This window comes from Endozoicomonas sp. Z74 (assembly GCF_057680865.1).
The window spans coordinates 70,978-92,592 of sequence record NZ_JBLYZI010000008.1 but is presented as its reverse complement, the minus strand read 5'-3'; the positions used below and the strand labels follow the sequence as shown (position 1 = coordinate 92,592).

Annotated in this window: 19 protein-coding genes; 9 read left to right on the top strand and 10 right to left on the bottom strand. The window is 51.4% G+C overall.

Annotated elements, in window-relative coordinates:
* Window positions 1-10: 10 nt before the first annotated feature.
* The 4 genes from dusA to ACNRUY_RS04070 all read right to left on the bottom strand — a co-directional run bounded on the left by dusA (window position 11) and on the right by ACNRUY_RS04070 (window position 3,789).
* Window positions 11-1,036 (bottom strand): tRNA dihydrouridine(20/20a) synthase DusA, encoded by a 1,026-nt coding sequence (dusA, locus tag ACNRUY_RS04085; protein ID WP_488110372.1) that lies wholly within the window; start codon window positions 1,034-1,036, stop codon window positions 11-13.
* A 256-nt stretch (window positions 1,037-1,292) separates the two neighbouring features.
* Window positions 1,293-2,462, bottom strand: a complete 1,170-nt coding sequence (locus ACNRUY_RS04080) for an ABC transporter permease (protein ID WP_488110371.1) — start codon at window positions 2,460-2,462, stop codon at window positions 1,293-1,295.
* On the bottom strand, window positions 2,453-3,205 hold the full coding sequence (locus tag ACNRUY_RS04075; protein ID WP_488110370.1) for an ATP-binding cassette domain-containing protein: 753 nt from the start codon (window positions 3,203-3,205) through the stop codon (window positions 2,453-2,455). The genes ACNRUY_RS04080 and ACNRUY_RS04075 overlap by 10 nt, the downstream gene beginning before the upstream one ends.
* A complete protein-coding gene (locus ACNRUY_RS04070; RefSeq protein WP_488110369.1) occupies window positions 3,202-3,789 on the bottom strand; it encodes a ZrgA family zinc uptake protein in 588 nt (195 codons plus the stop codon). The genes ACNRUY_RS04075 and ACNRUY_RS04070 overlap by 4 nt, the downstream gene beginning before the upstream one ends.
* Before the next feature lie 365 nt (window positions 3,790-4,154).
* Here ACNRUY_RS04070 and ACNRUY_RS04065 point away from each other — a divergent pair, with 365 nt between their 5' ends.
* The 3 genes from ACNRUY_RS04065 to ACNRUY_RS04055 all read left to right on the top strand — a co-directional run bounded on the left by ACNRUY_RS04065 (window position 4,155) and on the right by ACNRUY_RS04055 (window position 6,976).
* Entirely contained in the window at window positions 4,155-5,063 is a 909-nt protein-coding gene (locus ACNRUY_RS04065) for an OmpA family protein (RefSeq protein ID WP_488110368.1), read from the top strand.
* Between the two features lie 269 nt (window positions 5,064-5,332).
* Window positions 5,333-6,217 carry a DMT family transporter gene (locus tag ACNRUY_RS04060; RefSeq protein WP_488110367.1) on the top strand — a complete coding sequence of 295 codons (885 nt, stop codon included), beginning with the start codon at window positions 5,333-5,335 and terminating at the stop codon, window positions 6,215-6,217.
* Window positions 6,218-6,220: 3 nt separating this feature from the next.
* Window positions 6,221-6,976 carry a tRNA1(Val) (adenine(37)-N6)-methyltransferase gene (locus ACNRUY_RS04055; protein WP_488110366.1) on the top strand — a complete coding sequence of 252 codons (756 nt, stop codon included), beginning with the start codon at window positions 6,221-6,223 and terminating at the stop codon, window positions 6,974-6,976.
* Between the two features lie 200 nt (window positions 6,977-7,176).
* Here ACNRUY_RS04055 and ACNRUY_RS04050 read toward each other — a convergent pair whose 3' ends face one another.
* The 4 genes from ACNRUY_RS04050 to ACNRUY_RS04035 form a co-directional block, all read right to left on the bottom strand.
* The gene (locus tag ACNRUY_RS04050) at window positions 7,177-7,533 is read right to left on the bottom strand and encodes a hypothetical protein (RefSeq protein ID WP_488110365.1); all 357 of its coding nucleotides are present in this window, start codon (window positions 7,531-7,533) and stop codon (window positions 7,177-7,179) included.
* A 108-nt stretch (window positions 7,534-7,641) separates the two neighbouring features.
* Entirely contained in the window at window positions 7,642-8,319 is a 678-nt protein-coding gene (locus ACNRUY_RS04045) for an amino acid ABC transporter permease (protein WP_488110364.1), read from the bottom strand.
* 3 nt (window positions 8,320-8,322) lie between these two features.
* On the bottom strand, window positions 8,323-9,153 hold the full coding sequence (locus ACNRUY_RS04040) for an amino acid ABC transporter substrate-binding protein (protein WP_488110363.1): 831 nt from the start codon (window positions 9,151-9,153) through the stop codon (window positions 8,323-8,325).
* A gap of 114 nt (window positions 9,154-9,267) precedes the next feature.
* A complete protein-coding gene (locus ACNRUY_RS04035) occupies window positions 9,268-10,326 on the bottom strand; it encodes a methyltransferase (protein WP_488110362.1) in 1,059 nt (352 codons plus the stop codon).
* A 292-nt stretch (window positions 10,327-10,618) separates the two neighbouring features.
* Here ACNRUY_RS04035 and ACNRUY_RS04030 point away from each other — a divergent pair, with 292 nt between their 5' ends.
* Both ACNRUY_RS04030 and udk read left to right on the top strand, forming a co-directional pair.
* The gene (locus ACNRUY_RS04030; protein ID WP_488110361.1) at window positions 10,619-11,002 is read left to right on the top strand and encodes an acyl-CoA thioesterase; all 384 of its coding nucleotides are present in this window, start codon (window positions 10,619-10,621) and stop codon (window positions 11,000-11,002) included.
* A 49-nt stretch (window positions 11,003-11,051) separates the two neighbouring features.
* Complete coding sequence (gene udk, locus ACNRUY_RS04025) at window positions 11,052-11,672, top strand: uridine kinase (RefSeq protein WP_488110360.1); 621 nt, start codon at window positions 11,052-11,054, stop codon at window positions 11,670-11,672.
* Between the two features lie 72 nt (window positions 11,673-11,744).
* Here udk and ACNRUY_RS04020 read toward each other — a convergent pair whose 3' ends face one another.
* Entirely contained in the window at window positions 11,745-14,387 is a 2,643-nt protein-coding gene (locus ACNRUY_RS04020; protein WP_488110359.1) for a family 20 glycosylhydrolase, read from the bottom strand.
* A 537-nt stretch (window positions 14,388-14,924) separates the two neighbouring features.
* Between ACNRUY_RS04020 and ACNRUY_RS04015 the strand changes: the two genes are divergently transcribed.
* From ACNRUY_RS04015 to ACNRUY_RS04000, 4 genes are all read left to right on the top strand, one after another.
* A complete protein-coding gene (locus tag ACNRUY_RS04015) occupies window positions 14,925-15,962 on the top strand; it encodes a GMP reductase (RefSeq protein ID WP_488110358.1) in 1,038 nt (345 codons plus the stop codon).
* A 144-nt stretch (window positions 15,963-16,106) separates the two neighbouring features.
* On the top strand, window positions 16,107-17,543 hold the full coding sequence (locus ACNRUY_RS04010) for a hypothetical protein (RefSeq protein ID WP_488110357.1): 1,437 nt from the start codon (window positions 16,107-16,109) through the stop codon (window positions 17,541-17,543).
* A gap of 83 nt (window positions 17,544-17,626) precedes the next feature.
* Window positions 17,627-19,213, top strand: a complete 1,587-nt coding sequence (locus ACNRUY_RS04005; RefSeq protein WP_488110356.1) for a hypothetical protein — start codon at window positions 17,627-17,629, stop codon at window positions 19,211-19,213.
* Between the two features lie 475 nt (window positions 19,214-19,688).
* Complete coding sequence (locus ACNRUY_RS04000; RefSeq protein ID WP_488110355.1) at window positions 19,689-20,783, top strand: hypothetical protein; 1,095 nt, start codon at window positions 19,689-19,691, stop codon at window positions 20,781-20,783.
* Window positions 20,784-20,785: 2 nt separating this feature from the next.
* Here ACNRUY_RS04000 and pflA read toward each other — a convergent pair whose 3' ends face one another.
* Window positions 20,786-21,517: a pyruvate formate-lyase-activating protein gene (pflA, locus tag ACNRUY_RS03995; RefSeq protein WP_488110354.1), complete on the bottom strand. Its 732-nt coding sequence runs from the start codon at window positions 21,515-21,517 to the stop codon at window positions 20,786-20,788.
* Window positions 21,518-21,615: the final 98 nt, after the last annotated feature.

The window sequence follows — 21,615 nt, the reverse complement described above, 5'->3', positions numbered from 1 at the left end:
GGCCGTAAACTCAGGCGTTCCTGTCACTCCCCATGGATTCAACCTTCTCAACGGCCTCCATCAGCACCTCAATACCAGCCCCTGGCTTATGGGCGTTTTCGCTGATATGACGACGAAAACGCCGACCGCCATGAACCCCATGATAAAGACCCAGCATATGGCGGGTGATATGACTTAGCCAGGTTCCCCGACGGAGTTCCGCTTCAATATAGGGGCGCATCTTTTCGATCACCTCCGAACGGGGAATTACCGCTTGCAGCCCGTTGTACAGTCGACCGTCTACTTCTGCCAGCAAGTAGGGGTTCTGGTAAGCTTCCCGACCCAGCATCACACCATCCACCTGTTTCAAATGCTGATCGATTTCAGCGAATGTCTTGATGCCACCATTAATACTGATGTTCAGATGGGGGAACAATGCCTTCAACCGATAAACCCATTCCGGTTTCAAAGGAGGCACATCCCGGTTCTCTTTGGGAGAAAGGCCTTCCAGGATCGCGATACGGGCATGAACAATAAATGCATCACAACCGGCATCAGCCACCGTACCCACAAAATCCACCAGCTCTTGCCAGGATTCCCGCCCATTGATGCCAATACGATGCTTGACCGTCACTGGAATATCCACACGGTCTTTCATGGTCCTGACGGCCTGGGAAACCGTCTCAGGTTCAGCCATCAGGCAGGCACCAATCCGACCATTCTGAACCCGGTCACTGGGACAACCGACATTCAGATTGACCTCCTGAAACCCTCGTTCCTCTGCAAGGGCTGCACACCAGGCCAGATCTTCCGGGTCATGTCCTCCCAACTGAAGTGCCAGTGGGTATTCAAATGCATCATGCTGTAAAAATCGATCCTTATCGCCATGAACCAGAGCCCCCGTAGTCACCATTTCGGTATACAGCAGGGCATGGGCCGAGAGCACCCGATGAAAATAGCGGCAATGGCGATCGGTCCAGTCGAGCATCGGAGCCACAGAAAAGGTACGGTTCAGCCCGGAGCCTTTAACCCCGGAGTTTTCTGGGTGTTGATCCATTGTAACAATGCTGTCGTTTTGCATGATTGAGGTGGTTTTAACAACTTTCCTGGGGTAATCAAAAGAACGTCCTTTCCTGATAGTTGAAAGGAGCAGAGAGATTTGGACAGAAAATGATACACGATTCAGGCTTTAAAGAAATCCGCGGGTGCACCACCCTGCTTAGCCTCGAAGCAATACTCACAAAGCGAATGGGTGAAATGTGTACTGCTGTTGGTGTATATCTTTACAGGAAAGCTACTTCACCTCCTACCGTCTATAGCTTTTTACTGACCCCGTAAATCCGCCAGGCCGGCCAGCAGGCCACCATAAAGCCAAAAACCACCAACAGCATAATCCAGGATAACTGATTAAAGGTAAGCTCAACGCCCTCTGCTGCCGGCACCCAGCTACCAATAACCATGCGGGTTACCAGATAAAAAACCGCTCCCACCAGCAAAGACATCATAATCTGCAAAAGAGGCTCCGCCAGTGCCAGTCCCGCTATAAGAAAAGGACGAGCCCCCACCATCCTCAACAACTCGATTTCCTGCTTGCGTTCGGCAAACCCCGCCGACAGATTAAAGAAAATCATGATCAGGGCCAGCAACCCGATCACAAAGCTCATGGCACGAAACACATGGTTGATCACTTTTTCGTAATACCCCAACTGTTCAAGCTCTACAGCAGGAATGGCCACCTCAACGGCTGAACCAAACTGTTGTTTTAGCCTGGCCTGAACCGTATACAGCGCCTGCCGGCTATGAAGTTTCACCAGGATGAAACTCAAGGCATCCGGCGGCAGACCATGGTCCATCCTGGCTTTGCGAAGCCCTTCCAGGGGAACAATGATATTGCTATCCAGTGAAGTACCGGTCTCCGTCAAAACCCCCTGAATCAAAAACCGGGCCGGGTACTCATCACTCAGGCCAGGAGAAGCACCTCTGGCAACCGTCAGACTTTCACCGGGCTGATATTGCAACTCCCGGGCAATAGCAGACCCAATAAACGCTGAAAACTCACTGCGGAACTCAATGCTCTGCCCCGGAGCACTGATATAGTTAACCGCCCTTAACTGCAGCCGCTTAAAATAATGCGCAACACTTCCCGTTACGGTATAGCCCTTATGACTTTCATTGGTGGAGACTGGTATGGCACTGGCCACTTCTGGATCATTGGCAATGCCTTCAAATAGCGACCAGGAAATCTCCGGGGGAGGCGTACCAATACGAAATAACCCATACAACACCAGGTGTGCCGGCTGTGAGGGCGCCCCTATCATCAAGTCAGTCCCCGAAGACAGCTGCCTGGCATAACGCTGCACCCCCTCATGAATCTGACCAAGAACCAGCAGCAAAGTGATACTGAATGCCAGAACCAGGGTAGAAACCAGACTCTGACCAATACGCTTTCCAAGGCTCTTCCCCAGAATTTTGATTATGACCATCGGTTTTCCCGCTCTCTGGCCTGGTTCAGGGCATCCATATCCACAAACCGGTCAAACCCTTCAACAGGATTATCATCATGGGTGGTGCATATCAGAGTGGCACCACTTTCCCGGCACTCCTCAAGTAACAGCCGGTAGACCGCCCCCTTGCCCCGTGCATCCATGGCCGAGGCAGGCTCATCTGCCAGTACCAGAGCTGGTCTGCCGATGAGTGCCCTGGCAATGGCAAACCGCTGCTGTTGCCCGGCGCTGTATTCCGATGCATTTTTGGACAACCGGGAAGGGTCCCTCAGACTCAGCTGACGAATCAGCCGGAAGGCGTCTTCCGCTTCACTGCCTGCACGTGCGACAGCGGCTTTTCGCCTTCTTTCAGAAAAGTAACAGGGCAGAAGGATATTGTCGTAAGCGCTGAGATAAGGAACCAGGCGATAATGCTGAAAGATAAAACCGACCTGGTCCGCTCTCATTCTTTCCAGTTTGGAGGAATGGATGGCCATTAAATCATTGCCCAGCACCTGCAGCTTTCCACTGTACTGACCCAGAAGCCCTGTCAGGGCCCTTAGTAATGAGGTTTTTCCAGAGCCATTAGACCCCTGAATACAAACCCGTTCCCCGGCGGCCACCACCAGTTCAGGAATGTTAAGAATGCCATCCGCCTGGTGAAGCGACTCAAGATCACGAATAACAATTGCATCAGCCTGGTTTTCAGGGTTATCCATTGTCTCTGTTACCCTACCTGTCATTGGTGCCGTCCCGGACTGATCGCCAGTACCGACTGCCCAGGCCTGAGGATCTGCTTACTTTGCCAGTGGTCGGTGGTAATCCTGACGGCCACCTCCTTAAGGCCAGGCAACCTTCGAAACAGCTCAATATTCATAACATTCAGCTGGCCAGGCCGCTGGCAGTCATAGACCTGTTCCCCCTTGATGAACTGACCGGTGTTCTGCTCATCTTTCTCACTCACCTCATCGAATCGGGACAAGGTTTGCCTGCAGCCCGCAGAACGGGTCGGCCTGGCAAAATGCTGAATATTTTTCAGTTGCGCCAGCAGATCCTGTCTGTCGGCATTCAGGGCAACATAACGAACCGAGGAGGATTGAATCAGCAGAGACAAGGAGAGACTCTGGCCGGACAAATGAATATCCAGACTGAGTCGTGCAGGTTCCACAGCCCTGTGCACAACCACATCAGCCCCACTTTTTTCATAAGCAGCCAGCAATGCTGCTAAAACAGCAAAATGCCTTAAACCGAATATTGCATGAAGTATGCGGGTTAAGCCGCTCCTCAGGGACAATGCCGGTGAAGCCATTGCGTTCAGGGTATTCATGCCCCTCTTTATCGGTCATACACGGGTAAAAGTAAGCCTTAACAAAATGCCATTGAATAAAGAAGCACCCTATTTTATTTTCAGAACCGTACCGGCTTCAGTTTCACTCCAATTTGCCCCATCGAATTTCCATAGCAAAAGAAAAACATCGTACGCTTCCCTACCCATGAAAAAGGAGACAGCAAAGTGTTTTTCACGATAAGCGATAAAAAGTAGCCTATACTCCAGTCGGTCCAACCCAGAACACAATGAGCAAAGCATGATTGCTTGTTTTCCCAGACAGATATTAAAACCCTGTATCAAACGTCAATAACTTCAGCCAAAACCATTAACACCAATACACTGACTCACTTGGAGTAAGAACCATGCGTTTCTCCACGCCCGACAGACTGTTCGCTCTGTTCCTGGTCACTGTTTTTCTTACCGGCTGTGCCGGAGATGGCAGCATGAGTAAATGGAGTAAATGTGCCCTGATCGGCGCAGGTACGGGTGGCCTTCTTGGAGCCACAGACAGTGGTGAGTCGGCGGGATGGGGAGCACTGGGAGGAGCCATCCTCGGAGGCGTTCTCTGTGGCCTTCAGGACGGTGACAGTGATGGGGACGGAGTGCTAGACAGCAAGGATCAATGCCCCGACACCCCTCCGGGAACCAAAGTTGATATGACCGGCTGCCCAGTGGACACTGACAACGATGGCGTAGTCGACACCATGGACAAATGCCCGGACACCCCATACGGAACGATGGTCAATGCAGAAGGTTGTCCGGATACGGATAACGACGGTATTGCGGACAATATGGACCAATGCCCGAACACACCGGCGGGCGTCATGGTTGATGATTATGGCTGCCCTCTCGACAGTGACGGAGACGGAGTCGCTGATGGCATGGACCAGTGCCCCAACACACCGGCAGGGGTTCCTGTTAATGAACGAGGTTGTGCTCTGAACAAAGAGCTGGGCACCCTTTATTTTGACTTTGACAGCAGCGCACTGACAGAAAAAGCGCGCCATAAGCTGGACAAGATTGTCATAATGGCAAAAGAGCAACCGGGCAAACGCTTCCTGGCCACTGGGTTCACTGACTCCAGTGGTGAAATCGCTTACAACCGTCTTCTGTCAAAACGCAGGGCAGACTCGGTAAAAGCCTATCTGGTCAATGCCGGAGTGGCTTCCAACCGTATTGATGCCAAAGCGGGGGGAGTTATTGAAACCGGCAATCAGACCCATGAAGGCAGGATACACAACCGCCATGTGGATATTGCGGTTATAGAGTGACGCCAGAGCCTGGAAACACTTTTTGGAAGGGTGACAGCTGGCATTCTGAGTGGAAGCCAGCTGCCACCATCAACAGGGAATGTCTTTCCACTGAATCAACCAAGCTCGAAATAGACTTACCTGGATAATCTGAAAAACGTCTGTCGGCTATTTTCCAACCTGTTGCGCCCTCGACTTCTCCAAGCTATTTCTTTGTTCGAGGGTAAGCTAAGATAGCGCACTCCACCCAACTCCATTAAAGTGCACCCTTAACCGCAACAGCTGTATCAATGACCTCAAACTCAAAAGCCTGCCTGTATGCCCTGGCGACCGCTCTTCTTTGGTCGACCATAGCCACCGCCTTTAAAATCGCATTGAATCACCTGGACCCCTGGCAACTGGTTTTCTGGTCAGTGCTCACCTCCACAATACTGATGGGCGGCATCGTCATCGGCCAGGGCAAGACCCGACTGATTCGAGAGCAGGCTTTACAATCGCCGGGGCTTTATATTCTGCTTGGGCTGCTGAACCCTTTTCTCTACCATCTGGCCCTGTTTGGCGCCTATGACCTGCTGCCAGCCCAGCAGGCCCAGGCGCTCAACTATAGTTGGCCAATGGCTTTGACATTACTGGCCATTCCCTTGCTCGGAAACCGGCTGACCCTGAAAAGCCTGATCTGCTGCCTGGTGGCCTATGGCGGGGTTCTGGTGATCTGCACCCGGGGAGAGTTTCGCAGTCTGAATTTCTCCAGTCCGACCGGAGTCTTGTTAGCCCTCTCCAGCACACTGATCTGGGCCCTTTACTGGATATTCAATACCCGCAGGGAGGGTGACCAGGTAGTCGGCCTGCTGATCTGCTTCCTGTCCGGACTGCCCTGGATCATCGGCGCCACAGCCCTGTTTTCATCATTCTGGCCAGTGCCCGTTAAAGGGCTGGCTGCAGCGGCCTATATTGGCGTCATTGAAATGGGGATTGCCTACATTCTCTGGCTGAAAGCATTGAAACTGGCGGACAACACCGCCCTGATCAGCAACATCAGTTATATCAGCCCGTTTCTCTCCCTGATCTTCATTGCCAATATATTGGGCGAATCCATCTATCCCGCCACCTATGCCGGACTGATTATGATTGTGGCGTCCGTGGTCGCCCAGCAGCACCTGGCCAGGAGAGCCTGATCCATGGCCAGAAACCCCTACTTCGCCTTCAAGCAGTTCAGGATTGATCAGAGCCAGTGCGCTATGAAAGTGACCACTGACGCTTGCCTCTTTGGAGCCCTTGTAAGCCAGGCAGAAAGCACCCGGCAAAGCAGTAGCATTCTGGATATTGGTGCCGGCACCGGCCTGTTGAGCCTGATGATTGCCCAGAACACCATTGTCCAGAACAGCAAGGCCCGGATTACCGCTGTGGAGCTGGATAAACAGGCTGCAAAACAAGCAGCCTCAAATGCCTCCGCCTCTCCATGGTCAGGGCAAATTAGCGTTGTCCAGCAAGCCATTCAGGACTATCAGGAAAACGTAGGAGAAAGTACACCCGCCCCCTTTGACTGCATTGTCAGCAACCCCCCCTTTTTTCAGAAAAGTCATAAAGGCAATGATCACCGCCGGAATATGGCGCGCCATACGGACTCTCTGACATTTACTGAACTGGCAGGAGCTGTTAGCCAACTGTTAAGCAGGGAGGGACGGGCATGGATTCTGCTACCGGTAGACTTCAGCGATGATTTTATCCGCGAAGCCATCAACCAGGGTCTTTTCCTCCACCAGACCACGGCCATCCGGTCCTCGGAAAAACACACTCCTCACCGCCATATTCTGCTGTTTGGTAAAACCGCAGGCGAGGAGAAAGAGAGCAAACTGCTGACCATCTATGAGGACCACCCGAACTACACAGAAGAAGCCAGATCACTGATGACCCCCTTCTATCTGCACCTCTAATTAACTGACCTCTGGCAAAACCGGGAAGAGGACTTGAAAAATAGGCACCAACATACCCCCTCTCCCTCTGGGAGAGGGCTGGGGTGAGGGAAAACGGTGAATGATTCATGGCGGAAACATCGAGATAAGCGACCAAAGCCTAGGTATCACCTATGGGAGTCTCTCCGACATAGCCGAGAGAGGTTACCTAACCCTGGTAATCAATAGTCCGGAGGAAGACAGCTGCCATCAAAGCAGACATAAGCCTCATCAACGGCCCGCAATGGGTTATTGAACTGAGGCTTACTGGCACTGGAAGAAGGGCTGGGAGGCTTCGACAGATTACCGGCAACAGTTGGCGACAAACCCGTCTCAACTGCTGACAGTGCCTTGGCGGTTTCCTTTTGGGATACCCCATCCACCAGCAGAGTTTCAGAATCCAGGGAACTGCCAGCGGTGTACTTTGCATGGACAGGCATTGCCAGCACCATTCGAGGCCGGTTACCAAACTCCATCATCCAGAGAATAACCACCACAAAAACACCGGAAAACAACCACAGGGGCTTGATATTATTCATTGGTAAGTCCCTTTTATTTTATTCAGCCCAGTCAACGAGGCTTCTTATAACTTTCTGTGACCAATAAATCTTATTACACCCCTGCACCGAAAGGAAATACAGGTCGGCTCAAACATAGGCCCGGCCGAGATAAAGCTCTATTTTCTTCTGAATCCAGGTTAAAAAAACAACTACAGCCCAGTAAATAAGCGCTACCACCAGGTAGCTTTCGAAAAAATGAAAACTGCTTGCCGCCTCCATCTGGGCCCTGGCCATGATTTCCACAATCCCCAGGGTGAATGCCAGTGAGGTACTTTTCAGCAAATCAATCCCATTATTCATCAGGCCCGGAAAGGCGACCCGGGCCGCCTGTGGCAGGATAATACGTCGCATACCCTGCCCACGGGTCATGCCTACGCTCAGGGCTGCTTCCAGCTGAGTCGGAGGAATACTGGTGATCGCCGCCCGCATGATTTCAGCCATATAGGCGGCAAAGTGCATGCCCAGGCCGATCATTACCACCACCACCGCAGGCAGCTCCCTGAGCACCGGGAATAACTGAGGCAACCCATAGTAGAGAAGAAAAAGCTGAACCAGCAACGGTGTGCCCCGAAAGAAGGAAATATAAAGGTCCGCAACACGGTGCAGGCCCAAAGGCCGGTTGACTTGCATCAATGCCAGCAACAACCCCAGCAGCAACGCAATGACCAATCCTGCCTGCGTCATTAGCAGAGTGATATCCAGATTCGACAACACCATTGGCAAAAGGCCAATGGTGTATTGAACATCGATGACAGAGTGATCCATGGATCAGGAGCCTGCAGGGCGGGCCGTGATATCGCCACCAAACCACTGATTGGAAATCCGGGCCAGGGCACCCTCTGCCCGCATGTCATCCAGGGCCTTATTGACTTTGTCTTTCAGAGCTTCCCCCGATGGGTCCCGGACAAACGGCATGGCGTTTTCCAGCGTATGAAAAGGCTCCCCAGCCAACTTTAACGGCTGTCCCGATTCCCGGATCAGCGACAGGGCGGATACGCGATCCATGATAAAGGCGTCAGACCGGCCCAGCAGCACATCCTGCTCAATACCAGAGTCGTAGGTAATGATATCGACCTTGTCACCCACGGGGCTTTCACGCAGAATCTGTTCAAAGTTCGATCCCAGATTCACCGCCACTCGCTTGCCAGCAAGGTCAGCCAGTCCATGGATATCGGTATTGTCTTTGCGAACGGTAATCTGGGCCCCATCAAACACATAGGCATTGGCAAAGGCATAGCGCTGAGCCCGCTCTGGCGTCAGGGTGATCTGGTTGGAAATCGTATTAATCTGCCCTGCTTCCAGCATCCCGAACAATCCGGAAAAGGGAGCGGTAACAAACTCCACAGGCTGCTGTAACCGGTGACCAATTTCTTTCCAGAGATCCACCTCAAATCCCTGAAGCTTACCCTCTTTCATAAAGGTAAAGGGGAAATAAGTCCCGGACATTCCCACTTTAATCACCGCTCCGGAGGCGTTAGCCTCAGGGGTGTCCGCTGCTGTTGTGGCCGTGGTTTCGTTCTCCTGGCTACAACCGGCCAGCAACACCGCCATGACCAGCACCATTGAAGAAACCACTGCCTTGAAAGTCGATACAAACACCTTCGGTCCTCCGCTTCCGCTGAAAAATCAGCTGTTAACTGGTTGCGAATCGTACCAATTTTTCGTTTATATCATAAATAAATATTTATATATTTTTTATAACCAAAAAGAATATCAGACGATTGCCCTGTATACACTGAAGCCATCACGAACGACAATGGTTTCACAATGCCCAAACGCTTTGCGGATGATAGGCGGGTAACGAAGAAAGCTGTTGGCAACAATCCGCAGCTCTCCCCCTTTTCGCAACAACGCCCTGGATTGGGCCAGAAACTGCTCAGTAACTTCATAGTGAGTCTTTACCCCCTGGTGAAAGGGGGGATTGGATAAAATCAGATCGAACTCGCCCCTGACCTCGGAAAGGCCATCACTGGGCACCACTGTGAAATCAGAGACACCGCACTGCTCCATGGTTTTCCGGCTGCTGGAAAGGGCCAGGGCATCACAGTCCACCAGAGTCAGGGAGCGCTTACCCGGCAGAGAGGCCACAAAAGCGGATATCACACCGGCACCACAGCCAAAATCCAGTACCCTGCCTTCAGGCAATTCATCCACAGTATCCAGAAGCACCTGTGTTCCACGATCAAGACGACCATGACTGAATACGCCAGGCAGGGAAAATACATCCACCATTTCTCCCCGGGGATGTACCGTGAACTTCTGAAATTTATCCGCCCAATTGAAATCAGTCTCCGGATGAAGAGGGCTTGAAGCTTCAATCAGTACGCAGTGTCGTGCACTATCAATACTCTGCACCTGGGCAAAGGTGTTTTTCAGACGCTTTTTCCAGGATTTAATGCCTTCATCATTGCCCCCCACCAGCCAGAGCCGGCCTCCCTCGGCCAGAATAGGCGCTGCCATCTGCAACCAGAAATCCATCAGCGGCTTGCTTTTCTGCAGAAAAATCAGAATACCATCCACTCCTTCAGGCCTTTGCTCCAGTACGGGCGCAAAACTCAGGGAGAACCTTTCTCCCAGGGACAATCCTGACTCCAGGCGTCGAAAAACCCCATAGTCCCGGGTAAGAGCCGTGATTCTGCCACAGGTCTTATCCACCAACTGCTGAGCCAGGTCATCGGCAGGCATGCCCATCAGCAGCAAGTGTTCACTTTCGAAGCTGGGAAGGTTGCGAATGATCAATTGACTGGAATTGGCGAGGGCAGAAAGTGTCATGGATTCTCGGTATCAAAGGGTGGGTGAACAGTGACTGACCGGCTTGCATCATTCAGTCAACCGGACATAAACCTGCGTCTTATACCTGAATAACGGTGATTTTTCCATGCATACCGTTTAATACCAATTTACATCCCTTTACAGTAATCATAGGATGCGCGCGACTTTTTACAGAAGCCTCAATGTGAGCAACCCTCAGCATCGACATCATTGACGTTTCCTGGCCGCCTGAACTCACCTGCCTCCCCCCAGAAAGCAGAGGTCCGGGCCTACATCAGTACGGAGTTTTTCCATGTGTGAACCCTCAGGCGAACTGGTTCTGCGCACTCTGGCCATGCCTGGCGACACCAACCCCAATGGCGATATTTTTGGCGGCTGGATCATGTCCCAGATGGATATTGCCGGCGGACTGGCCGCCAAGAACCGCAGCAACAGTCGGGTGTCCACGGTTGCCGTTGAATCCATGTCCTTTATTCACCCGGTCAAGGTTGGCGATGTGGTGTGCTGTTATGCCGACATCCTGAAAGTGGGCACCAGCTCCATGCGCATCAAGCTGGAAGTGTGGAACCTCTCACGCCCCTACAAATCAGAAGGCAGAAACAAAGTGACAGAAGGCGTCTTTACCTTTGTCGCTATCGATGATGAAGGCCGCCCTGTTCCCGTGGACCGCGATTAATCTAAACAAACAACACACTGCCCCTTTATTTCAGCAATGGGTATAAGCTATGAAACAGAAAACCATTCTGGTCGGGATTGCCGGCGCATCGGCTTCCGGAAAAAGCCTGCTGGCAGAAACTCTGGTGGAAGAGCTGCAGTCTGAACATTTATGCGTCATTTCTGAAGACTCCTATTACCGGGACCAGAGCCATTTGAACATGGAAGAACGGATCCGGACCAATTACGACCACCCTGAGTCCATGGACCATGCCCTGATGCTTGAGCACATGAAGCAGCTCAAGAACGGCGACGGGGTGAACATGCCGCTTTATGACTATACCCAGCATAACCGGAAGGAGGAAACCCGACGGGTAGAACCGGCCCGGGTCATCATCTACGAAGGCATTCTGCTGTTTACTTCTCCCGCTATCCGGGAAGCCTTTGACCTGCGCTTCTTTATGGACACGCCCCTGGACATCTGTCTAATCCGGCGCATGAAACGGGATATCCTCACCCGGGGAAGGGATGTGGACTCAGTCATCAAGCAATACCTGGAAACGGTCCGCCCCATGTACATGCAGTTCATTGAGCCATCCCGCCAGCATGCGGACCTGATCATTCCCCATGGGGGCAAAAACCGCATTGCCATCGATCTGATCAAGACCAAAGTACTGGATCTGATTGACTGATTTCACGCTGCACCTGCAGGCGACAGTTCATTGTTGATCCCTACAACAATGCCGCCTGCATGATTTCAGCCTCTACTCCAGGGGCTGCACCCGCCCAAAGCGTTTACCATCAAACTGTACTGCCCGCACCGCATTAGCCCCCAAAGGAACCCTGTTGCTCTTCACTGCCCGCCACACCCCATCCTGCTGATACTCTAGAGGCATGCCCGGCAATCCCAGGTTTAACTGATACCCCTTCTCCGTTTTAAGGGCACCGGGCACCGGTAATCGGTAGTTAACGCCGGCACGCTCAAGCCTGGCCAGATAATGTTTGGCCAGCACATTAGCAAACCGTTGGTATCCCTGGGCAATCGCTTCTTTATTAACAAAACGGGTGTCCGGACCAAAGGTTTGGCCTTCGGTGGGTTCCAGTTCCCAGCTCTCTTTACGCCACGCCCGTTCTGCAAGGGCAAAAATTCTCGGATAGATCATGTACTCAAACTGCACGTCGGTGCGCACAGTCTCGCCCCATTGCTGCCCGGAAATACCGATGGGTACAATACCGGCATCTTTAGTGGTGGCCCTGAAACCATCCCCCATTCGATCCCGTACCGTTTCAGCATTTTGAGCCAGATTTCCAGGACTAAAACTGAAAATTCGCTTGAGATCAACGTAACGGGCCGCCCAGTAGAAACCCCGCTCTTGCGGATGAACCTCCTGGGGAAAATCAAAGTACAAAAAGTCCGGGGTACTCAAAATCACTTTATAACCTTTGTTGCCCCAGTCACCCAGAGTATCCGAAGCCCCCCAGGCGGCGGCTTCCCAAAAATTCACTGCCACCCTGTCGGTGGCAAATGCACCCGCTCCCGAAGCGTACTTCAAACCATCCTGCCACGCCTGCAATGTACCAATACCCTGAGCTTTCACCCTCTCACCCACCTTGATGGCAAACCAGGCGGGCAGCTCTTTAACCGAAGCAATCTCTCCAGCCGCCATCAACTGTTCGCAGGCCGGTGAGCGCCCAAAGGGGTGATCTTCTTTCGAGCGATCGATTAATCCTTTACCTCCCTCCTTTGGAGAGGTATTGATGTCCTCAAAACCAGCACCCAGTTTAATATTCTTTGCTTCATCCCCGCCGTAATGCCAGGTTTTCAGGGGCTGGCCTGCCCGCTGGTGCATGGCCGCTATTTCCGACATGACCTTACCCACAAACCGCTGGGACGACGCCAGACAGGGGTTAATAAAACTCCTGCGATCATAAAGCTGCACCGTGGTGGCCTGAGTGGTGTCTTCAGGATCTGACAGGCGGTATTCATTAGCTTCAGCAACTCTGCCCTCCTCTTGCAACCGGTGAAAGCGGGCCTCCATCGCAGTCACTGCCGCCCGGGCATGACCGGGCATATTGATTTCAGGGATCACCTCAATGCCACGGTCATTGGCATAGCCAACCAGCCCCTCGTACTCCGCCACCGAGAAATAACCGCTTCCTCTGTTACTGGAAAAAGGCCCCGACCCCAGCTGAGGAAGGAGACAGCGTCGCTCATCCAGGTCGTGACAGCGCTTCCCCCCAATACCGGTGAGTTCCGGCAGGCCAGGTATCTCAATCCGCCAGCCCTCATCGTTGGTCAACCCCAGATGCAGGGTATTCAACTTGAGCATCGACATGTGATCGATCAACCGTTTCATCGCCGCTACAGAGCGATGGTGCCGGGCCACATCCACCTGCATCCCCCGGTAACGGTATCTGGGCCCATCGATAATGGTGGCCTGGGGCGCCTGACCCTGCTCCACAACCGCCAGAAAGGATTGAATTCCCCAGATTAACCCGGCTTTGCTCCCCCCTTTAATCCTGACCGCCTGGTTCCCGATGATTAATTGATAGGCTTCATTGCTTAAGGCCAGATCAATCAGCAACTTCAACGGCACTCCCCGGGAGGTCACTTTGACACCTTCCTCAGCCAACTTTTCACGAAACCCGAATTGCTCTGCAATCTCAACTTCTCCGGAAACCGTCACCTCTGAAAGCGGAACCCTGCCCGGCCCAATTTCGACCTTTTCCGGGGCAGGAATGATGGCGTGCAACAGCTGATGAGCAGGAAGATCAGCAACATCCCGGTTCCGTTCAAAACGTCTGGAAGCGGTCATCCGTTGATTGTGATCCGCCGCGCCCAGGCGCCACTCATCACCGTCGAAGGGCTGGATAAACTTTCGCACATCCTGTGTGGCCATCTGCTTGATAACATGAGGCTCACCCCTGGCGTCCACCAGATACCAGTTGGGCATAATATCGCTCTCAAAAAGCTGCGAAAATTCAGTCACCATATTGACCTCCACCGGCTCCCCAGCCTTAAACCCGGTAAAATCATCGGGAGGGACAATCCGGTGCAGGTCCCCGGTGATATGCTCCACCCGCCACCCTGGGGTATTAACTGCCAGAATTCGCCGCACACTGTGTGCATACAGCGACCAATCACTGCCTGTGGGTTTATCGACATCCACTGCCATGGTGAACTTGACGGAGGAACAGCTGGCAAATTCAGCGCCCAGCGCCCCACAGTCAATACCCGCATCGGAGGCCTGGTTGGTCATGAGCTCATAGTGAACGCCTATGACCTCGGCCAGCTGCTTAACCAATGTTGCTCCACTTGCCTGCTGCACACCGTCATTCCTGTCAGCAGAACCACAAGCGGTTAACAGAAGCGCAGCCATCATTGCCGAAAGTGCGTGTATTTTCATGTTCCCTCCATTCAAGTTTTACCCTCCGCTTGCCACTGAGAAAGCTTCTATAAACCGGTGCCTAAAACCTTTGTCAGCTCTGACTAAATGAACCGCTCTGCCCCTATATCGGCAAAGGCCACCTCAACTCCTGACGAATGCAACTCAGAACCTTTGCCCGCTAAAATCCCCGTAAAGACGGCTCTGGGGCGGCTGATCAAAACGAGCCAGAAAAGGGTCCCGGCATACCTTTTCTTTCTTCATGGGCCCCTGTATACTCGCCCGGTATAAGCGCAAATACGCCCGATAGATCGACCCGGTCGCATCTGGAAGGTACCGGCGCATATCCGGCCAGCCCGGATCCAACCTTGGCTCGTCCGGCCGCTTGTACATCATCCCTAAATTCCCAAACAGCCTTGAGCTGATGAATAGCCCTGAGCCAATGATGCGCCCTGTGTTATTCAACAACCTTGTGCTGAACAGAGAGCAGAAGCAAGCACTCCGTTACGGGCTGCCTGAGTGGTAACAGGCACTGAAACGGAGGGATGCGAGAATGTTATGCGTGTAGAAGCCGATATCAAGCTGGGTTTTAAAGACGTTTTGTTCCGACCAAAGCGTTCGACCCTGAAGAGCCGCTCCCAGGTGAGTCTGGAGCGCACCTTCCGGTTTGTTCATACCGACCAGGAATGGACAGGCGTGCCTGTCATCGCCGCCAATATGGACACCGTTGGAACGTTCTCCATGGCCCTGGCCCTGGCGGAACACAAAATGCTCACCGCCATTCACAAACACTACACCCTCGAAGAGTGGCAGACTTTTCTGGACAGTGCCCCAGAGGGCATTGAAGAACGAATCATGGTCAGCAGCGGAACTTCTGACCAGGACTTTGACAAACTGTCGGAAATCCTCTCGCTCAACAACAAGCTGCGCTTCATCTGCATTGATGTAGCCAATGGCTATTCCGAACACTTCGTACAGTACGTGCAGAAAGTTCGTGAACGTCACCCGGACAAAGTCATTGTCGCAGGCAATGTTGTGACGGGAGAAATGGTTGAAGAGCTGATCCTGAAAGGCGCAGATATCGTCAAAGTCGGTATTGGCCCAGGTTCCGTGTGCACCACTCGCGTTAAAACCGGTGTGGGTTACCCGCAACTGTCCGCTGTTGTTGAGTGTGCTGATGCCGCCCATGGTGTTGGCGGCCAGGTCATCTCTGACGGGGGCTGCACCTGCGCCGGGGACGTATCCAAAGCCTTTGGCGGTGGCGCGGACTTTGTCATGATTGGCGGTATGTTCGCCGGTCACGACGAATCCGGCGGCGAACTGGTAGAAGACAACGGTCAACAGTTCAAGCTGTTTTATGGTATGAGTTCAAAAACCGCCATGGATCAGCACTCCGGTGGCGTTGCCAACTACCGCGCCTCTGAAGGCAAGACCGTTAAAGTCCCTTACCGTGGCCCGGTACTGGAAACAGTCCAGGACATTCTGGGAGGAGTTCGCTCAACCTGCACCTATGTGGGCGCAGCTCAGCTGAAAGAACTTTCCAAACGCACTACCTTTATCCGCGTTCAGGAACAGGAGAACCGGGTTTTTAACTGAACTTGACCTCCCAATCGTGCGGCACTCTGCCGCACTCCCTCCTCACTCAATACCATCCCCCCCTTCAAATTAGGCTATATTTTTTCCCTTCATCCAACTTGTTATCACCAAAACCATATGAGACAGCCCCACAAACACGATGTTATGGTTATATTCCGGGCGAAAATCAGTCGAATAACACCCATTATCTTTTTCTTTGCAGCAATCAGCGGGCTCTATTCGAACAGCTCGCATGCAGCCGGCAGGGCAACCGTCGTCAAGCAGCTAAGTCCAGCCAGCGACGGCAGGCATAGATTCGCTTTTTGCCATTCAGGCATTCCTGAAGCAGCCCCACACACAACCATCACGTGCTTTATTGTTGCCGAAGGCAGCAACACTGATGAATCACCAGAACTGGAAACATTAGCCCATATACAGATTATTCCTGCAACCGAATCCACAGAAGCAGAAGATCAATCAGCCACTGCCCTCACGCTACCATCAACGGATGAAGAGTCGTCAACCATTCAAATGGACGCCACCAGCACTTCCATGCTCCAACCCCAGGAGGCTGAGCCTTCCCCCCCTTCTCCCCCTTCTATTGAAGTACAGCTCGCTGACCCCCTCCCTGAACTCATTTCAGAACCTCAGATAACCAGCGTTGCAGCAGCCTTTTTATCGGTGCATTGCGGAAACCCAAATACACAACCTCTCATTCTTTTTAACACTCATTCAACCGATGGCGCTCTTGAAGTGATCGTCGACCTTAACGGCGAAATAAGAAGACTTGAAGACAAAACAAACAAACTCGAAGAAGAAAATCAAAAGTTAAAAGAAAGAAAAAAAACAAGACCATCAACCAGCCAATACGCAATAGTAAGGAGCGCAAGAACCGTCCTGAATTATTACATCAGCCACTGGCACCTTTCACCTATCTCTTTTGGGATTGTCTCCATAGTAGAAAACTTTATCGATACTCCTGTGAAGGAATCGATAGCGGTCTATGAAGACGAGCCCGAAAAGGACCTGGGTTCAAAATGCCTTATAGAGGTTCTGGTCAATACCCAGGAATTAATTGATGATGCAATGCGGCATGGAATATTATCTTCAAGACACAACATATCAACAGCTCTGGCTTCAGAGATTGTCGCTGACTTCACACGAACGCATCCAGAGGTAAAAACCCTTACAAGTACAGGGAAATTTTTGCAACTACAATCGTCCTGTGAGTGTCAGTACTGCGAGGCCACCAAACAACCCGCCGAACACAACCTGCAAGGCAGAATGGTTGACTTCATCGCACAAACCGACCAACTCATGAGAGACCTTGAAACACTGCTGGCGTACGACATGAATCAGAAGCTTCACATCAAAACCGTCATCTCAGGTTACTACATCAAGATTGACACTCCTCTCCACGACAACTCCACCATACCCTCTTGCAAAAGGTGCCCTAAACATATAACAGCGAATTCAAAATCATGGGGCATCTTCGCAGTCAACGCAATAACTTACACTGCAGGAATCATAAGCCTGCCACTCGTTGGTCTGGTTATCCATGTTGCCAAGCACCTGGGATCAGGTCGCTCGATTAAGCTATAACGCTAAAAAAAATCAAACAATGATACGTAGAACTAAAAGCAGCATAAGCCTCCCAACAAAACAATCCGTGGAGCAACCCAACAATGCATACTATTTTTCGATCAATACATATTTTCATATTCACCATAGCTATAACTATTTATGCTGACCACCTCTCTGCTACCCCCCCAAGAATAGAAACCGACATGGTAATTTGCGACGACATTAGTGCTCATCTGACGAATGGAACAATCACCAACCCTTCAAAATTCCAATATTACCTTTGCCAGTCCCGCGGACGAGAAGAACCCTCAGGCCACTCCCATCTATCCCTGACAACACAGCCGCCCCATATTGTTCTTCCAAACCAGAATATCCAGTGGATGGCTCTTGTCGGAATTTCTGTACCCCCTAACCCTGAGCTGAGCACCGAGAGCGAACATTCAAGCCAAACAAACATAGAGGAAACAAATGAAGCAGAGTCTATAACCGGTGGTTTTGCTTCGTACAATGCCGGTTTTACTGGGGAATGGAGAGAAAGGAACAGACAAAATCAGAGAGGCCAGTTAAACCCGGCCTATGAAAATGAACAACCAGAGAGCGAACGCAGCCCCCCACCAGAGCAGCCCCCCGATAGCGTCAGCATTCTAATAGAAGAGGATTCTATAAGCGTTAATGAGGAACAACTTGTTGACGAACTAATTGCAAGTATTGAGGGTCCTGCTGAAATATTTAATTATCAAGACCAAATCAGCTTTTTACTTAGCATGCTACAAGGGGCTGTCTGTGGTGGTCGGCCGGACTTACACCAACCGACACAGAATGTTTTCCCTTTAGCTGACAGAGACTATCAACAGCCCCTTCTTGGCTTGGCTGAACAAATGGTTGAGGCAGGCAAAGCCCAGGGAGGAGAAATTCTGCTAAGCCAGTACAGGCTTTATCGGTGGGTAAACAAGGGATGGTCCGTCTTTACCACTTACCCAAAGTCCTGGGCTGCGGCTGTTTTCGCAGCCACTTTTTTCTCCCAACTTTGGGCTGATCCGGTTAAAGAGTCCGTTTTTTCCTACAAAAAAGACCCTGAGTATAGCTTCACCGGGTGTGACACCTTTGTTTTAGTCGAAGTTATCGAATGGCTGGAAGATGCTTATAAGCACGGTATTCTTTCAAGAAAATTTACCCCCCTGGATTCCATTAAAAGTCTGGATAACGACATTGAGCAAATGAAAACCATTAATATATCGTTCCAGACAACAGGCCAGATGCATGAATTCCGGAACTGCCAGTGTCCCGATGACAACCGGGGAAGAAGGATGGCTGCCAATTTTCTTGACTGCCTTGTCCAAATATATGTACTTCCTGAAGTATTCCTGATTGATCTCAAGAGAAACGCACATTATCAACTGGATAGTTCAATGCCCGACCACATAGCAATACAAGGTCGGTTCATTGAGTTCTATAAAGGTAGAGACGATATAACATCGGAGCAAGAAGCCAGCCGCTGTATATGCCTTCCTGGAGAACCGGTTGCCACAACCGCATCAGAAATTGGGGGAAGCATTCTGTCAGGCCTGGTCACATCCGGTATAATGACCGGCGGCTTCCTGATTCTCGTAGGCATTGTAAAAGGGGTTACTACTCTTATGGAGTACTGTACGAAAACAGTACCTCATCACCATGTGAATAATCTATAAGCTCTCAGCAGTTATGAAGTGGGCTCTGCATCAGGCCGTTTCCACAGAGCCCACCATAAAGAACCCTCTAAACATTCTCGTATGCTGATGACTCTAGTCCTGCCTGAATCAGCAACCCCAAGCATGCCCCCCCCATCACACTGACGAATCGAAAGCCACTATGAAGCTTTGCTATAGCTCACCCAGTGCAAGTACAGACACAAAGCCCAGACACCCTGTAAAGAGCTTTATACTCACCCTTTTATTCTTGCCTGGGCTTTGCAGCAGCGCTGTAGTAGTACGCATTACCACAGAATGGTGCGACCCTATCGAGGAGTATTACAACGCCGAAACCCGTGCAATCGTTCGACCAGACGACCCTGACTGCTACTACCCAACCATCCTCTGCGAGTTCAGCTCTCCCAATGAAGGTATATCCGGCTACCGGCTCTGGCGGCATGAAGTAGGCAACCACAACGATATTCCGATTGGCGTAATGACTATTTACCAGCTACACGGTTACGCTATTTCTATCTTACTATTTCCACCTCACGATCATCATGGCTTGACCAACTTGGCGGTTGCAGAATCAGCCACACTCCCCGCTACGCTAACCACCTTAATTCAAGAAAACATACAAGCCATTGAGGGCTTGCCAGCTGCAGACGGCCCACTGACACTGACCCACCCTCCAGCGCCCCAATGCCTGGTTCGTATTGAGAACGAGCTGTGCCAGGTGCAAACCAAACTTAGAGAGGCAACAAAGATTATTGAGAACACTCAAAACCGCATCCACCCATCCCACACACCCCGCCCTGATATCGATTCAGAGACCGGTGACACTTCCTCAAAAAAAAGACGACGGATAAAGAAGCTCACCAAGCTTAAGGGGGCAGCCTGGAAGCACGCTAAATCATTTTCAGCCATCGCTGGGGTGTTTATGTTAACCACTCCCCTTTGGAGAGCCTACGTGTATGGAACATCATTAAGAAAATCGGTCGCTGAATACCAGGCCTCTCCTCCATGGAACTTCAAAGGGTGCGAAACTGAGTTTATAGTCAGCACTACCGAACTGGTCGTTGACCTTGCCAGACAAAAAATAATTACTGAAGTACCAACTCTACCCGTCACATTTAATCAACTGCTCAGTTTGACCCACCCTGAGTCCAGCGATACTTCAACCTTTAAGGTAACCGGGTATTTTCATCGATTCAAAACCAGCAGTGATCAATGCCGCTGCCCCTTTTGCCCGGAGTCAAACATATACAGCCATTCACAATTATCTAACTGTTTGATAGACGTTAACCTTCAAAGAGACGTTTTAGGCATTGACCTCATGAAACTGATGAGCCACAACCGTGACGCCCCTCTTCCCGAACAACTCCTGCTTTCCGGCTATTTCGATCAATTTGACACCCTGGCAGGCACTAACACAACCACTTGCGGCTGCCAGCCCTGCCCAAAGATAGAAACCGAATCCTCAAAAGAACGAACCGAAGGCGTTTGCAGCCTGGCAGACCTTGGAACTGTCCTTGTCTTAACGACCCTGGTTTATACCGTCATCTTGATCGTTTCTTATTGCCGTCGCTGATATCAATAGGCTGCCACAATACCACGCCGGTCAAACTCTGCCTTGATGGCATCCAGCTGCTCAGTGGTTGGAGGCGTTACCGCTTCCAGCTCATAGGTGTCATTGAAAGCATCCCACTTATGAACCCCCAGACTGTGATAAGGCAAGATCTCCACTTTTTCAACACAATCCATTTTCTCAACCATATCCGCCAGCATGGCCGCATACACAGGGTCAACCGTATAACCCTCCACCACCACATAGCGAATCCAGGTAGGCTTTTTCAACTCCTGCAGATAGAGGGCAAAATTGCGCGTGTACTGCCCGGTGACATAGGTCAACTTCTGGTGCATCTGCTCATCCATATGCTTGATATCCAGCAACACCAGATCTGTAAATGACAGCAGCCGCTCAATTTCCGGAGTAATATGCTTGGCAAAGCCATTGGTATCCAGGCAGGTATGAATCCCTTCTTTCTTCAACGCTTCAAACAGATCCGCCACAAACTCAGCCTGCAGCAGAGGCTCGCCTCCTGTCACTGTCACACCACCGGTGAGAAAGTTTTTGACCTTAAGGATTTTTTCCAGCACCTGCTCATGACTGAGCATCTCACCGCCTTCACGAAGATCCCAGGTATCCCGGTTGTGGCAATAGCGGCAACGCATATGGCACCCCTGCATAAACACCACAAAGCGGATGCCTGGCCCGTCTACGGTTCCAAAAGAGTCCGTGGAATGCACGCGCCCAAGGGACATGTCTTTTCTCCTGATACTGCAACCAGAAACAGCATCAACGGCTTCTGGTGATCAAACGACGATTGTTAAACGCAAAAAGGCCAGCATAGCTGGCCTTT